Origin of the sequence: Citrobacter sp. On2M (genome assembly GCF_018035235.1) — a bacterium.
Lineage (GTDB): Bacteria > Pseudomonadota > Gammaproteobacteria > Enterobacterales > Enterobacteriaceae > Citrobacter > Citrobacter meridianamericanus.
This window is the reverse complement of the sequence record NZ_WPCV01000003.1, coordinates 268,672-283,736: the sequence shown is the minus strand read 5'-3', so window position 1 is coordinate 283,736 and position 15,065 is coordinate 268,672. Positions and strand designations below refer to the sequence as shown.

At 53.7% G+C, this 15,065-nt stretch carries 12 protein-coding genes and 1 other annotated feature; of the genes, 4 read left to right on the top strand and 8 right to left on the bottom strand.

Annotated features, from left to right (window positions below; translation table 11 throughout):
- Positions 1-171 precede the first annotated feature (171 nt).
- Positions 172-651 carry a Cys-tRNA(Pro)/Cys-tRNA(Cys) deacylase YbaK gene (gene ybaK / locus On2M_RS09910; RefSeq protein WP_003021794.1) on the top strand — a complete coding sequence of 160 codons (480 nt, stop codon included), beginning with the start codon at positions 172-174 and terminating at the stop codon, positions 649-651.
- 107 nt (positions 652-758) lie between these two features.
- On the opposite strand, the gene ushA is transcribed toward ybaK, so the two are convergent.
- A complete protein-coding gene (gene ushA / locus On2M_RS09905) occupies positions 759-2,411 on the bottom strand; it encodes a bifunctional UDP-sugar hydrolase/5'-nucleotidase UshA (protein WP_187252899.1) in 1,653 nt (550 codons plus the stop codon).
- Between the two features lie 172 nt (positions 2,412-2,583).
- Here ushA and On2M_RS09900 point away from each other — a divergent pair, with 172 nt between their 5' ends.
- Positions 2,584-3,804 (top strand): MFS transporter, encoded by a 1,221-nt coding sequence (locus On2M_RS09900; RefSeq protein WP_149691418.1) that lies wholly within the window; start codon positions 2,584-2,586, stop codon positions 3,802-3,804.
- Positions 3,805-4,029: 225 nt separating this feature from the next.
- Entirely contained in the window at positions 4,030-5,709 is a 1,680-nt protein-coding gene (gene ybaL, locus On2M_RS09895) for a YbaL family putative K(+) efflux transporter (protein ID WP_210904730.1), read from the top strand.
- Between the two features lie 46 nt (positions 5,710-5,755).
- Here the strand turns inward: ybaL and gsk are convergent, their stop codons facing one another.
- Positions 5,756-7,060 (bottom strand): inosine/guanosine kinase, encoded by a 1,305-nt coding sequence (gene gsk / locus On2M_RS09890; RefSeq protein WP_003021781.1) that lies wholly within the window; start codon positions 7,058-7,060, stop codon positions 5,756-5,758.
- Positions 7,061-7,211: 151 nt separating this feature from the next.
- Between gsk and aes the strand changes: the two genes are divergently transcribed.
- On the top strand, positions 7,212-8,171 hold the full coding sequence (gene aes / locus On2M_RS09885) for an acetyl esterase (RefSeq protein WP_187252901.1): 960 nt from the start codon (positions 7,212-7,214) through the stop codon (positions 8,169-8,171).
- On the opposite strand, the gene hemH is transcribed toward aes, so the two are convergent.
- The 6 genes from hemH to dnaX form a co-directional block, all read right to left on the bottom strand.
- On the bottom strand, positions 8,168-9,130 hold the full coding sequence (hemH, locus tag On2M_RS09880) for a ferrochelatase (RefSeq protein WP_151218655.1): 963 nt from the start codon (positions 9,128-9,130) through the stop codon (positions 8,168-8,170). The genes aes and hemH overlap by 4 nt on opposite strands.
- A 180-nt stretch (positions 9,131-9,310) precedes the next feature.
- On the bottom strand, positions 9,311-9,955 hold the full coding sequence (gene adk / locus On2M_RS09875; RefSeq protein WP_003021773.1) for an adenylate kinase: 645 nt from the start codon (positions 9,953-9,955) through the stop codon (positions 9,311-9,313).
- Between the two features lie 177 nt (positions 9,956-10,132).
- Positions 10,133-12,007 (bottom strand): molecular chaperone HtpG, encoded by a 1,875-nt coding sequence (gene htpG, locus On2M_RS09870; protein ID WP_210904729.1) that lies wholly within the window; start codon positions 12,005-12,007, stop codon positions 10,133-10,135.
- A gap of 110 nt (positions 12,008-12,117) precedes the next feature.
- Positions 12,118-12,723: a recombination mediator RecR gene (recR, locus tag On2M_RS09865; protein WP_003021767.1), complete on the bottom strand. Its 606-nt coding sequence runs from the start codon at positions 12,721-12,723 to the stop codon at positions 12,118-12,120.
- A complete protein-coding gene (locus tag On2M_RS09860; protein ID WP_003021764.1) occupies positions 12,723-13,052 on the bottom strand; it encodes a YbaB/EbfC family nucleoid-associated protein in 330 nt (109 codons plus the stop codon). The genes recR and On2M_RS09860 overlap by 1 nt, the downstream gene beginning before the upstream one ends.
- A 57-nt stretch (positions 13,053-13,109) precedes the next feature.
- A complete protein-coding gene (dnaX, locus tag On2M_RS09855) occupies positions 13,110-15,038 on the bottom strand; it encodes a DNA polymerase III subunit gamma/tau (RefSeq protein WP_151218652.1) in 1,929 nt (642 codons plus the stop codon).
- Positions 13,713-13,777 (bottom strand) — a sequence feature (DnaX frameshifting element). (Overlaps the previous gene by 65 nt.)
- Positions 15,039-15,065: the final 27 nt, after the last annotated feature.

Below are 15,065 nucleotides of genomic sequence, written 5' to 3'. Positions count from 1 at the left end.
CAAAGAGGAATTTCATCATTATTATGATCCCGGCGCTTAAAGCGTCGGTGTAGTTCGATTGTCGCTCAAAGTCATCATCCTGCCAATACTATTGCGCAAGATGGTACTATTTTTTAGACAGACATCAGGCGTATGCTTGTGTCGTATTTTGTCTGGGCCAGGAAAATTGCTATGACACCCGCCGTTAAATTACTCGAAAAAAACAAAATTTCTTTCCAGATCCACACCTACGATCACGATCCGTCCGAGACGAATTTTGGTGACGAAGTGGTGCGCAAGTTAGGTCTGAATGCGGACCAGGTTTACAAAACGCTGCTGGTTGCCGTGAACGGCGACATGAAGCATCTGGCGGTCGCCGTCACACCGGTAGCCGGTCAACTGGATCTCAAAAAGGTCGCCAAAGCGTTGGGCGCCAAAAAGGTCGATATGGCCGATCCCATGGTCGCGCAACGCACTACCGGCTATCTGGTAGGTGGTATCAGCCCGCTGGGACAGAAAAAAAGATTGCCGACGCTTATCGACGCGCCAGCCCAAACGTTTGACACCATTTATGTGTCCGGCGGCAAACGCGGGCTGGATATCGAACTGGCAGCGAGCGATCTGGCGAAAATTCTGGATGCAAAATTCGCTGACATCGCCCGCCGGGACTAAGCGGTTATAGAATGAATGCCTGATGGCGCGCAGCTTTAAGGCCTACACATCGCACTGACCTGTAGGCCGGATAAGGTGCCAGCACCGCCATCCGGCACTCCGCACTGTTACTGCCAGCTCACCTCCCCCTTCGGCTCATACGCACTGGCATCCAGCGGTGAGTTCTTCTGCACGTATTCTTTCAGCACTTCCGCATCAATAAATCCGGTATTCACATAGCCTGGTTTGTTATCAATACGCGGATAGCCATCACCGCCGGTGGCGTTGAAGCTCAGCGTTGCCATACGATAGGTTTTGGCTGGATCAACAGGTTCGTCTTTGATTTTCACATCGTTAAGTTTGCCGTCTTTCGCTACAAAGCTGACGTTGGCAAACTGCGGATAGGCCCCGGAGTCCGGCTTCATTTGCGCCACCGCAGTCAGATAGTCAATCACCTCTTTCCCGCTCATGTCGGCATACACCACGATGTTGCCAAACGGCTGTACCTTCAGCACGCTCTTATAGGTGATATCGCCGCCTTCAATGGAGTCACGGATACCGCCGCCGCTCATCACGCCAAAATCAGCGCTGGTCCGGGCCATTTGCGCAGCCAGCAACAAATGCCCCATATTGGTTTGCACGAAACGGACTTTGCTACGATCGCCTTCGAGACGCGTATTGACGCTGCCAATTTTCACGTCGAGCTGCGCTTTACCTTTATTCTGGAACGGTGTCAGCAGCGAAAGCATTTGCTGATTTTCAGCAATCTCCGGGGTGTAGAGTACCCGCTCACTTTTACCGTTGTCCCAGGTCACTTTTTTCTTCAGGTTAACGGGGATAAGCTGGTAATTAACCATTTTCATTTCGCCGTTGCGGAACTCAAAGTCCGCCCGTCCCACGTATTTCCCCCACTCATGCGCCTGAACAATCCAGATCCCGTTCTGCTTGTCTGGCGCACACGGCGTCCCCGGGACGTAATCCACCTGTTTTTTATTTTCCGCAGCCATACACACAGGGTCCTGTGAGTGACCACCCACAATCATTGCCAGCGACCCTGCTGGCAGGCTGCGCGCCATCTCCACATCACCAGGGGCGTTAGATCCATGATTGCCATTGTCATAATGTCCCATATGGGTGGTGGCAATAATGATGTCTGGCTTTTCCCCCATATTCAGTTCCTGGATAACCAGTTTGGCTTCATCGGCAGGTTTACGGAATTCGATATCGGTAAAGAACTCGGGGTTGCCAATTTTCGCCGTATCATCAGTGGTTAAACCAAGTACGGCAATTTTTAAGTCCTGGCGCTTAAAGATGGCCCACGGCTTAAATAAACGCTCGCCGGTGCTTTTCTGATAAATATTGGCCGAGAGAAACGGAAATTTCGACCATTTTTCCTGCTGGCGCAATACGCTAAGCGGATTATCAAACTCGTGGTTTCCGACCGCCATCGCGTCGTAGCCAATCAGGTTCATGCCGCGAAAATCAGGTTCCGCATCCTGCAGATCGGATTCTGGTACGCCGGTGTTAATATCGCCGCCGGAAAGCAGCAGTACGCTGCCCCCTTCTTCGGCCACTTCTTTACGAATACCGTCCACCAGCGTTTTTTGCGCCGCCAGTCCATATTCCCCATATTCGCTACGCCAGAAATGACCGTGATGATCGTTAGTATGCAGAATGGTGATTTTATAAGTTTTATCTTTTTCGTACGCCTGTGCAGGCTGGCCTGCCAGCGCAAATGCGGCTAATAACGCCAGCGCCACGCCCCGTTTTAAAAATTTCATGTACTCTCCCTGAGCCAAAATCAACGACTGAAATTACAATGATATGAAATAATAGTCGAAAATGTTTTCAGAAATGAGACTTCCTTCAAACACCTTCCGCAGGTATGTTAGTCAGGTAATAATAACAAATTAGATTACCCTCATAATCGCAACCAAACAGAAGTGACTTTCTATGGCAATAAGTGAACCAACCCAGCCAGCGGCTGGCGCGTCAGCGTCGGTTGCTAAAGCGCGCACCTCATTTGGCATTTTAGGGGCAATCAGCCTCTCCCATCTGCTCAACGATATGATCCAGTCGCTGATCCTCGCGATTTATCCGCTTTTACAGTCAGAGTTCTCGCTGACGTTTATGCAGATAGGGATGATTACCCTGACCTTCCAGCTTGCTTCCTCGCTGCTACAACCGGTCGTGGGTTACTGGACGGACAAATACCCGATGCCGTGGTCGCTGCCCATTGGGATGTGCTTCACGCTGAGCGGGCTTGTTTTGCTGGCCATGGCCGGCAGCTTCCATATGGTGTTGCTCGCCGCGGCGCTGGTTGGTACCGGTTCATCGGTATTTCACCCGGAATCGTCCCGTGTGGCGCGTATGGCCTCCGGTGGTCGCCACGGCCTTGCCCAGTCGATTTTCCAGGTTGGCGGTAACTTCGGTAGCTCTCTGGGACCGTTGCTGGCGGCTGTCATCATTGCGCCATACGGTAAAGGTAATGTGGCCTGGTTTGTGCTGGCCGCGTTATTAGCGATTGTCGTCCTGGCGCAAATCAGCCGTTGGTATGCAGCACAGCATCGGATGAGTAAAGGAAAGCCGAAGGTCGCCATCGTTAATCCGTTGCCGCGTAATAAAGTGGTTTTGGCGGTAAGCATTCTGCTGGTGCTGATTTTCTCCAAATACTTCTATATGGCGAGCATTAGCAGCTATTACACCTTTTATCTGATGCAAAAATTCGGATTATCGGTACAAAATGCCCAGTTTCACCTGTTTGCCTTCTTATTTGCCGTCGCCGCCGGAACGGTAATTGGTGGACCATTGGGCGATAAAATTGGCAGAAAATATGTTATTTGGGGCTCTATCCTCGGCGTAGCGCCATTTACCCTCGTTTTACCCTATGCAACGCTGGAATGGACCGGGATTTTAACCGTAATCATTGGTTTTATCCTCGCATCAGCGTTTTCTGCCATTCTGGTCTATGCACAGGAGCTGCTTCCTGGGCGTATCGGCATGGTTTCTGGGCTATTTTTCGGTTTTGCCTTCGGCATGGGTGGCTTGGGAGCCGCGGTGTTAGGGCTGATTGCCGACCATACCAGTATCGATTTGGTCTACAAAATATGTGCTTTCCTGCCACTTTTGGGGATACTGACCATATTCTTACCTGATAACCGACATAAAGCCTGATTTTTTGACGACCAAAGCTAGACTTTGGTCGTCATCACTTACAGTGACCATCAGCGTTTGCCTCAGACATCCCCCCCTGGTTTTCCGATCCGTGCTTTTTTTCCTTTAAAATCCTGTTTTCATCAAAATTCAATAATTATTCATCAACATAAACATCAAATTTGTCATAAACTATTACTCGGAATTTGGGTTTTCAGGATCAACACAGCAACCAAAGGAGACGGAATGCATCACGCCACCCCGCTTATCACCACCATTGTCGGCGGCCTTGTGCTCGCTTTTATATTAGGCATGATTGCCAATAAACTACGTATTTCTCCTCTGGTGGGATATCTGTTAGCGGGCGTTCTGGCCGGTCCATTTACACCTGGTTTTGTTGCTGATACCAAACTCGCGCCTGAACTGGCTGAGCTTGGCGTAATCCTGTTGATGTTCGGCGTCGGGCTGCACTTTTCCCTGAAGGATTTGATGGCGGTAAAGTCAATCGCCATTCCCGGCGCGATTGCCCAGATAGCGGTGGCAACGCTACTGGGTATGGCGCTTTCAGCGGTAATGGGCTGGTCGCTGATGGTGGGTATCGTCTTTGGACTGTGTCTTTCGACCGCCAGTACCGTAGTACTACTGCGTGCTCTTGAGGAACGACAACTTATTGACAGCCAGCGCGGGCAAATCGCTATAGGCTGGCTGATTGTTGAAGACCTGATGATGGTGCTGACGCTGGTGCTCCTACCCGCCGTCGCCGGAATGCTGGAAAAAGAAGATGTTGGGTTTGCATCGCTGGCCGTCGATATGGGCATTACCATCGGTAAAGTGGTGGCGTTTATCGCCATTATGATGCTGGTTGGCCGTCGCCTGGTGCCCTGGATCATGGCGCGTAGCGCCGCAACCGGCTCACGAGAACTGTTTACTCTGTCAGTCCTTGCCCTGGCATTAGGTATCGCCTTTGGCGCAGTGGAATTGTTCGATGTCTCTTTTGCACTGGGCGCGTTCTTCGCCGGTATGGTGCTGAATGAATCGGAACTGAGTCACCGTGCAGCGCATGATACTCTGCCGCTGCGCGATGCGTTCGCCGTATTGTTCTTTGTATCCGTCGGGATGCTGTTTGATCCGTTAATCTTGATCCAGCAGCCGCTGGCGGTACTTGGCACGCTGGCGATTATTGTCTTTGGTAAATCCGTTGCCGCCTATTTCCTGGTGCGCCTGTTTGGTCACTCCCAACGCACAGCACTCACCATTGCCACCAGTCTGGCGCAGATTGGTGAGTTTGCCTTTATCCTGGCGGGTCTGGGAATGGCGTTAAACCTGCTGCCACAGGCCGGACAGAATCTGGTCCTGGCAGGGGCTATCCTGTCCATTATGCTCAACCCGGTGCTGTTCGCAGTGTTAGAAAAATATCTCGCCAAAACCGAAACGCTGGAAGAGCAGACGCTGGAAGAAGCCATCGAAGAAGAGAAGCAAATTCCGGTGGATATCTGTAATCACGCCTTGCTGGTGGGCTTTGGCCGCGTCGGCAGCCTGCTGGGTGAGAAACTGATGGCAGCAGGGATCCCGTTGGTGGTTATCGAAACCTCGCGTACCCGGGTGGATGAACTGCGCGAGCGTGGGATCCTGGCGGTGCTGGGCAACGCTGCTAATGAGGAAATTATGGGTCTGGCGCACCTGGATTGCGCACGCTGGCTGCTGCTGACCATTCCGAATGGCTATGAAGCGGGTGAAATTGTCGCTTCAGCTCGTGAAAAGTGCCCGTCGATTGAGATTATCGCCCGCGCGCATTATGACGATGAAGTGGAATACATTACCGAGCGGGGCGCCAATCAGGTGGTCATGGGTGAGCGTGAAATCGCCCGCACCATGCTGGAGCTGATTGAAACGCCGCCTGCTGGTGAAGTTGCTACTGCCAGTTAATGTTACGTGCCGGATAGCGTTATCGCTTATCCGGCCTACGCAAGATTTAACGATCCCAGTACGACTCTTCCAGGCTGTCCTCACGTTCCGGCAAGCCGCGCGTCAGACGCGGGGAATGCTGGTTCAGCACCTGGTAACTCACTCGGTTAGCATATTTACACACCTGCGCTAATGACGAATAGGTCAGCCAGGTGAACTTGTGCTTGCTGGAGTTAGGCACGTTGCTACGGTGATAGCTGTTGGCAGTAATATCATGCAGCAATGCCGCCAGCGCGCCGTCACCAGCACCGTTGGTGTTCATGATCTTTTCTGGCCCGCCCATATACGGCGCGATGTGCGAATACACACGTAGCGGATTCGTACAGTCTTTATGACGCATGGCGCGGCTAAATTCGTATTGGTTAAATTCGGCAATCGCCCCAGGCAGCAGCGGATGCTGGGTTTTACGTTTGACTTCTTCTTCCGTAAAGCCCGCCATATACAGACCCGCCGGGCCCGCAGTGCACAGCACCAGATCCACCCAGTCCAGCGCCTTGTCGGACGCCAGTAGCGGATCGTTCTCGCCGGTCAGCGCTTCGGCCTCTTCTTCATTCATCGCCAGAATAGAGACATGCTCTTTCAGAAATGCTTGCCACCACTGCGGATTATCGGCAATAACGAATTTGGTGCCCAGCGTCAGTACCACCGGCACATTGTGTTTTTTGGCATATTCAATCGCCTTCATGGTTGCTTCCGGCATCGGCTCGCCCGGTTCGCAGCGCACCAGATAGGACGTCAGCACCAGCGCGGACGCACCAGCAATGACGGATTCAGGGATGCTATCCGCTCGCAGTTTGTTCATATGTCCGGGGCTGATGGCGAAGGTACGCTCTCCGGATTCGCCAATCAGCGTAAAGCAGCGGCCAATCGGTCCATTAACGCCTTGCAGGTAGTTCAGATCGGTACGGCTGGAGGTATTGCACAAATAGCGGTACGCATAGCTGCCGATCTCGATATTGCTGCACATCACGCCCAGTAGCACCGAGCGGTCATCCGCCAACACGGAGTAGTTGTGCATGGTGTTACCGATAGTACCGCCCGCAAACTGATGGGTGATCAAATTTTCGCGCACCAGCTCCTGGTAGAGCGCTTCAGCGACATCATCGGCAATCACCAGAGAGTGCCCGGCGCTTAATCCATAACGTTTGACAAAGTCATCATCTACTTTGGCTTCAATATCTACCAGCGTCTGGTCAATGCCCACCACCCAGGCAGCGCTGGTTTCATTTTCTGGTTGAATTTGTTGCAGCAACGGATCGCGCGCGCTGACGGGAAAATAGTGTTTGGATTTACGTTTACCGGGAAATTTCATGGTCGATTTTAGGGTGGTTAACTGAGCGATGCATGGTAGCACATTCCCTGCTGCGCATGCGATGCGGCGCTGAGTTTCAATATCGGACGGTGAGATCGCAGTTTATCCAGGATTAATTTCTACAATAACTCACCTTTACAAGGAGCGTTTTATGAAGCCGGAAAACAAAATCCCCGTACTCGACAAAATTTCGGATGAAATGAAAAGCGTGGTGAATTTTCATCGCGACGATTTGCCGCCATGGCCCGCTGCCGATGACTTCGTGGCTCAGCGCCAACACTACATTCATGAGCGGCAACTGTGGAATGCCGATGCCCCGCAGATGAATACCCGAGAATGCGTGATTTCTACCGCGTGCGGTCCCGTTGCCACACGAATTTACGCTCCGCAGCCCCAAAGCCAGGCGACGCTGTATTACCTGCACGGCGGCGGTTTTATTCTCGGTAATCTGGATACCCACGACCGTATTATGCGCTTACTGGCGCACTACACCCAGTGCACGGTGATCGGCATTGACTATTCGCTGGCGCCGGAAGCCCGCTACCCGCAAGCCATTGAAGAGATAGTCACCGTTTGCCAGTACTATCATCAACACGCTGGCGACTATTCCCTCAATGTAAATACGATTGGTTTTGCGGGCGATTCCGCCGGAGCGATGCTGGCGCTAGCCAGCACTCTGTGGCTGCGAGATAAAAACATTGCCTGCGGCAAAGTCGCTGGCGTGCTGTTGTGGTATGGCCTTTACGGCCTGCAAGATTCACTAAGTCGACGGCTGATGGGCGGCGCGTGGGATGGTTTAACCCGCGAAGATCTGCAGATGTACGAAAACGCGTACCTACGCAGCGCTGACGATCGCGAGTCACCGTACTATTGCCTGTTTAATAACGATCTGACGCGCGACGTACCGCCATGTTTTATCGCCGGTGCGGAGTTCGATCCGCTGATCGACGATAGCTGCTTATTATTCCAGACGTTACAAGCGCATCAGCAGCCTTGCCAGTACAAAATGTATCCCGGCACGCTGCACGCCTTCCTGCACTATTCGCGGATGATGAAAACCGCCGACGATGCCCTGCAGGACGGCGCGCGTTATTTCAGGGCGCAGCTTTAAAGGTAGGCGGCGGTCAGTTTAACCATCATTTCGATATGTTCCGGTGTGGCATTCAACGCCGGAATATATTCATATTGCTTACCGCCAGCCTCAAGGAAAATCTCCCGGTTTTGCACCGCTATCTCTTCCAGCGTTTCGAGACAATCAGCCGCGAAGCCCGGACACATAACCTGGATATGTCGGGTCCCTTTCTCCGCCAGCATTTTTAACGTTTCATCGGTATACGGCGTCAGCCACGGTTCGCGGCCAAAGCGAGACTGGAAGGTCATCATGACTTTTTCCGGCGGCAGACCAAGCGCCGAAACCAGCTCACGCGTCGTGTCGCGACAGCGCTGCGGGTAGTCATCGCCCTCATCGGCGTAGCGCTGCGGAATGCCGTGGTAGGAGAGCAGCAGCAAATCAGGTTCGCCATGTTGAGCGAATGAATCCCGGGCACTTTTGGCCAGCGCATCAATGTAGCTGCTATCATCGGCGTAATCTCGAATAAATGAGACACCAGGAATAGCGCGTTTGCGCGCTAAGATGCGCGCCAGCTCGTCCCAGACTGCTGCAACCGTCGAACAGGAATATTGCGGGTACAGCGGTAACACCACCATGTGTTCCACTCCGCTTGCCAACAGTTCATCAACCGCGCTTTCGAGCGACGGCGAACCGTAGCTCATCCCCAGCGCGACAGGCGTATCAGGCAGACGTTGTGCCAACGCCTGCTGTTGCGCCTTGCTGTAGACCATTAGCGGGGAACCGTCTTCCATCCAGATTGACTGGTACAGCTTTGCCACACGCGGCGCTCGCAACGGCAAGATCACACCACGCAGCAACGGCCACCACAGCGCAGGGGACGTATCGACTACGCGTTGATCGCTTAAAAACTGGCGAAGGTAGCGCTTAACGGCTTCGGGGGTTGGGGCATCGGGAGTGCCGAGGTTTGCCAGCAGGATACCGGTTTTCGTCTGACGCATTACCGCCTCTTATCGATTCAAATTGTTGATAATTGTAGCGGAAAAGCGGTAAAGAAGAACTAATTGCTGTGAAAGGTAAGACGAGAATTTGCCTGATGGCGCTACGCTTATCAGGCCTACAAAGAATCGTAGGCCGGATAAGGTGTATCCACCGCCATCCGGCATTAACTGCGTTAAAAATTAACCGAGGATTTTTTCCAGCGCTGCGCGAACGTCAGCCACGGCCTGAGTGCCGTCAACTTTCGCGTATTTAGTGTTACCCGCCTGTGCTTCTTTCGAGTAGTAGCCGATCAGCGGTGCGGTCATCTGATGGTATTCCACCAGGCGCTTACGTACGGTCTCTTCCTGATCGTCTTTACGGGTGGTCAGCTCTTCGCCGGTCACGTCGTCTTTACCTTCAACCTTAGGCGGGTTGAATTTGATGTGGTAAACGCGGCCAGAAGCAGCGTGTACGCGACGACCTACAATACGGTCAACGATCAGCTCGTCCGGAACGTCGAATTCCAGAACGTAGTCCACGTTGATACCCGCTTCCTTCATGGCATCTGCCTGCGGAATAGTGCGCGGGAAGCCATCAAGCAGGAAACCATTACGGCAGTCTTCCTGAGCAATACGCTCTTTTACCAGCGCGATCACCAGCTCATCAGTCACCAACTTACCGGCGTCCATGATGTCTTTCGCTTGTTTGCCCAGCTCGGAGCCAGATTTCACGGCGGCACGCAGCATATCACCGGTGGAGATTTGCGGAATACCATACTTCTCCATGATGAACTGAGCCTGAGTTCCTTTACCCGCGCCCGGAGCGCCAAGCAGAATGATACGCATTACGAAAATCCCCTTAAAGGTTGTCGATATTTTTTAAAAAGCGCTAAACGATACCACCATCACGCAATTGGCTCAAGGAAGGTGCCTGCGCTGAAACGGTTAATGATGGAAAATTGAGTTCAGAAGGCGAAAAAAAGCCGGATGGCGCTAGCGCCATCCGGCATCACATTATCGCTATCAGGATACCAGCAACTGGTTCATACGGCGGATGAACTGGTTCGGATCTTCCAGCGTGCCACGCTCGGCAAACAGCGCCTGATCCAGCAGCAGTTCAACCCACTCTTTGAACTGCGCTTCGTCCTGAGTATCCGCCGTGCGTTTTACCAGCACGTGGTCCGGGTTCAGTTCAAAGATATATTTCACTTCCGGTACCGCCTGGCCCGCAGCGGCGAACAGTTTCGCCATCTGGGTGCTCATTTCATCCGCATCGGTGGTGACGATAGCCGGTGTGTCGGTCAGACGGTGAGTTAGACGCACTTCTTTTACGCGATCGCCCAGCAAGGTTTTCACGCGCTCAACAAACGGCGTCAGCGCTTTTTCCGCTTCTTTTGCCGATTCGTCAACTTCATCCGCCAGTTTGTCGATGGACTCGTCGGCTTTGGCCACGGACTGGAATGGTTTGCCATCGAACTCGGTCAGGTAGTTCATCATCCACTCATCGATGCGGTCAGAAAGCAGCAGCACTTCGATGCCTTTCTTACGCAGCAGTTCCAGGTGCGGGCTGCTCTTCGCCGCCGCATAGCTGTCTGCGGTGATGTAGTAGATTTTCTCCTGCCCTTCTTTCATCCGCGCAACGTAGTCTTCCAGCGACACGGTCTGTGCGGAGGAGTCAGTATGCGTAGACGCGAAGCGCATCAGTTTGGCGATAGTTTCCTGATTAGCATGGTCTTCCGCCGGGCCTTCTTTCAGAACCAGACCAAACTGTTTCCAGAAGGTCTGGTATTTTTCCGCGTCGTCTTTCGCCAGTTTTTCCAGCATCTGCAGTACGCGTTTGGTCAGCGCGCTGCGCAGGTTACGGGTGACGGTGCTGTCCTGCAGGATCTCACGGGAGACGTTCAGCGGAAGATCGTTAGAATCTATCAGACCACGGACAAAGCGCAGGTAGTTCGGCATGAACTGCTCGGCATCGTCCATGATGAATACACGCTGGACGTACAGTTTCAGACCATGCTTGTGATCGCGGTTCCACATATCCCACGGCGCCTGCGATGGGATATACAGCAGGCTGGTGTACTCCTGCTTACCTTCCACACGATTGTGGCTCCAGGTCAGCGGGTCGGTGAAATCGTGGGCGATATGCTTATAGAATTCGTTGTATTCGTCGTCTTTGATTTCCGACTTGTTACGCGTCCACAACGCCTGCGCCTTGTTGATCTTTTCCCAGGAAACCACGGTCTCGCCGTCTTTCTCTTCGGTTTTTTCGATCTCTACCGGCAGCGCGATATGGTCGGAATATTTGCTAATGATGGAACGTACGCGCCAGTCATCGAGGAACTCGTCTTCGCCTTCGCGCAGATGCAGAGTGATTTCGGTGCCGCGATCGTCTTTGGTGATATCAGCAACGGTGTACTCACCCTCGCCCGCAGACTCCCAGAACACGCCGTTTTCCGGTTTATCACCCGCAGCACGGGTACGCACGGTGACTTTGTCCGCCACGATGAAGGCTGAGTAGAAGCCAACCCCGAACTGACCGATCAACTGGCTGTCTTTCGCCTGATCGGAACCCATGGATTCGAGGAAAGATTTGGTGCCGGATTTCGCAATGGTCCCCAGATGATCGATAACGTCATCACGGTTCATCCCCACGCCGTTATCGGCAATGGTCAACGTACACTTATCTTTATCGAAGGAAACACGCACACGCAGCTCACCGTCACCTTCATACAGATCCGGGTTAGACAGTGCGCGGAAACGCAGCTTGTCTGCCGCATCCGAGGCGTTAGAGATAAGCTCACGCAGGAAGATTTCTTTATTGGAATACAGAGAATGGATCATCAGGTGCAGAAGCTGTTTTACTTCTGACTGAAAACCACGAGTTTCTTGTCCTTTCATGTAGATCTACCTCAACAATGCCATTTTCAATGGTAAAAACACGTTGAGGGTGAAATGGGGACAAGCGGGAAGGATTTCAAGCGGAAGCCGCCGTCGCGGCCTCCGTTTGTTCAGAATTTAATCTTGTGCCGTCCTGCCAGAGAGTGCGATAGCGTGGTGCCATCGACCATTTCCAGCTCGCCGCCGACCGGAACGCCATGGGCGATACGGCTGGCTTCAACGCCATACTGCATGCAAAGCTCAGCAATATAGTTGGCGGTCGCTTCTCCTTCGACCGTGGGATTAGTCGCAAGGATCAGTTCGTTGATTTGCTCAGACGCCAGTCGCTGTTCAAGACGATCCAGCCCGATGTCATCCGGCCCGATACCGTCCAACGGCGACAGGTGTCCCATAAGCACGAAGTAACGTCCGGAAAATTGCCCGGTTTGCTCAATGGCGTAGATGTCCGCCGGACTCTCCACCACGCAAATCTGACCGTTTTCCTGGCGACGCGGGTTCGAGCAGATGTTGCAGACGTCCTGCTCGGTGAAAGTGCGGCAATCGGCACAGTGGCCGATTTCCGACATCGCCTTCGTTAACGCCTGCGCCAGACGCATCCCGCCGCTGCGATCGCGCTGAAGCAGCGTGAACGCCATGCGCTGCGCAGACTTCGGACCAACGCCCGGCAGACAGCGCAGTGCTTCCATAAGCTGAGTTAACAGCGGGCTGGTTTGCATCAGAACGGCATCTTAAAGCCAGGCGGCAGCTGCATTCCGGAGGAAACAGAAGCCATCTTCTCTTTCTGCGTCTCTTCAATACGACGCGCCGCGTCGTTGAATGCCGCAGCAACCAGGTCTTCCAGCATCTCTTTGTCGTCTTCCAGCAGGCTTGGATCGATCTCCACGCGACGGCAGTTATGCGCGCCGTTGATGGTCACTTTTACCAGACCCGCGCCAGATTCGCCGGTCACTTCCAGCTTGGCGACTTCTTCCTGCATCTGCTGCATTTTTTCTTGCATCTGCTGGGCCTGTTTCATCAGGTTACCCAGACCGCCTTTACCAAACATAGGCTTCTCTCTCAATCACGTTAAGGGATGACGACCGTCAAACCATTTGGCTGACGATCAAATGGGGCGAATACTTTCTTCATCCAGGTCCGCATCGAAAAAACGACGCAGCGTCTGGATGTTATTATCCGCAATAATCGACTCACGCGCCTGCGCGAGCTTCTCTTCATAGATGGCCTGACGCCACTCCAGCGGCGTGCGCACCGCAGGATTATCATCTTCAACGATGGTCAATTCAACCGTTGACCCCGTTAAGGTACTCAATGCTTCGGCCAGTTTTTGCTGCGCGCCACTGGAATTAAGGTGCCGCTGCGTGGAACGCAGGTGCAGGCGCACCATGTTGCCATCCTCTTCTTTCCAGGCATTAAGCGCCACCTGCTCCACAAGTTTAGGTAGCGAGAGCTGGCTTACCTGGGCTGCCCACGGATCGCGTTCAATAGCTTCAGCCGCAAGCTTTGCCGCCAGTTCCGGCGTTTTTTCATGCTCAAGCGCTTTTTTCAGCGCTTTCGGCGTGGCAACGACGTCTTTAACTTCTGCAACAGGATTGGTCGCCTTCCAGCGATACGCTTCTTTCTTCGCCGGAGCCTTTTCCAGCGCAGAGACCGCCGGACGCGCCTGAACACGTTCCGACACCGAAGCCAGTCTTTCCAGCGCAGCATTATTCACCGGCCGCGCGCGGGAAGCGGCTGCCGGTTCACTCTTTTTTGGTTTGGTTGCTCCCTGGGCGCGTTGCAGCTGGCTACGTGCAGCCAGCACCTGGCTGGTAGCATCGGAGAGCGGCACATTCTGTTGCTGTTGCGCTGACGCAGGCTGCTGCGGCACCTGCGTTGGGGTTATCACCGCAGTGGGTGCGACCGGGGCAAACGACTGACGCGGAACTTCAGGTTCCGGGAGCGGCATGCGCGGATGAAAAGCCAGCGCACGCAGCAGCGTCATTTCGACGCCCATTCGTCTGTCCGGCGCATACGGCAGCTCTTTGCGCCCGATTAACAGGGTCTGATAATAAAGCTGCACATCGGTTGGCGGGACGATTCGCGCCAGTTCACGCATACGCTGTTCAATGGCGGCCATATCGCTGCCGAGCGCGGCAGGTGAAAGCTGAACCATGGCAATACGATGCAGTAAAGCCGACATTTCTACCAGCAACGCTTCCCATTCAATACCGCGCGCGGCAGCGTCGTTAACCAACGTCATCACGCGTTCGCCGTCGGCGGCCACAACCGCTTCAACAAGCGAGAGTGCCTGGTCGTCGTCCAGCGTGCCGAGCATGGTGCTGACCGCGTCGGTCGAGACCTGACCATCGCCGCTGGCGATCGCCTGATCGGTCAAACTTAGCGCATCGCGCAGGCTGCCGTCCGCGGCGCGAGCCAGCAGTTGCAGCGCACGCGGTTCATGGGCGATATGCTCTTCTTTGAGAATATGCTCAAGCTGATGGCGAATCTGTTCGACATCCAGCGCTTTAAGATGGAATTGCAGACAGCGCGACAGGATGGTCACCGGCAGCTTCTGCGGATCGGTAGTCGCCAGCAGGAACTTGACGTGCGCGGGCGGCTCTTCGAGCGTTTTCAGCAAGGCATTAAAGCTGTGGCGCGACAGCATGTGCACTTCGTCGATCAAATAGACCTTAAATCGCCCGCGCGCAGGCGCGTACTGGACGTTATCCAGCAGATCGCGAGTGTCTTCGACTTTGGTGCGTGAGGCGGCATCGATTTCAATCAAATCGACAAAACGCCCCTGCTCAATTTCCCGGCAGTTATCGCACACGCCGCACGGCGTCGCGGTGATGCCGGTTTCACAGTTTAATCCCTTCGCCAGCAAGCGGGCGATAGAGGTTTTTCCGACGCCACGGGTGCCGGAAAACAAATAAGCATGATGAATACGCCCTAACGACAAGCCGTTCGCCAGTGCCGTCAGCACATGTTCCTGGCCGACGACGTCAGCAAAGGTTTGTGGGCGCCATTTTCGGGCTAAGACCTGATAACTCATTGGCAGGCTCTGAAAGGCTGGAGGGTG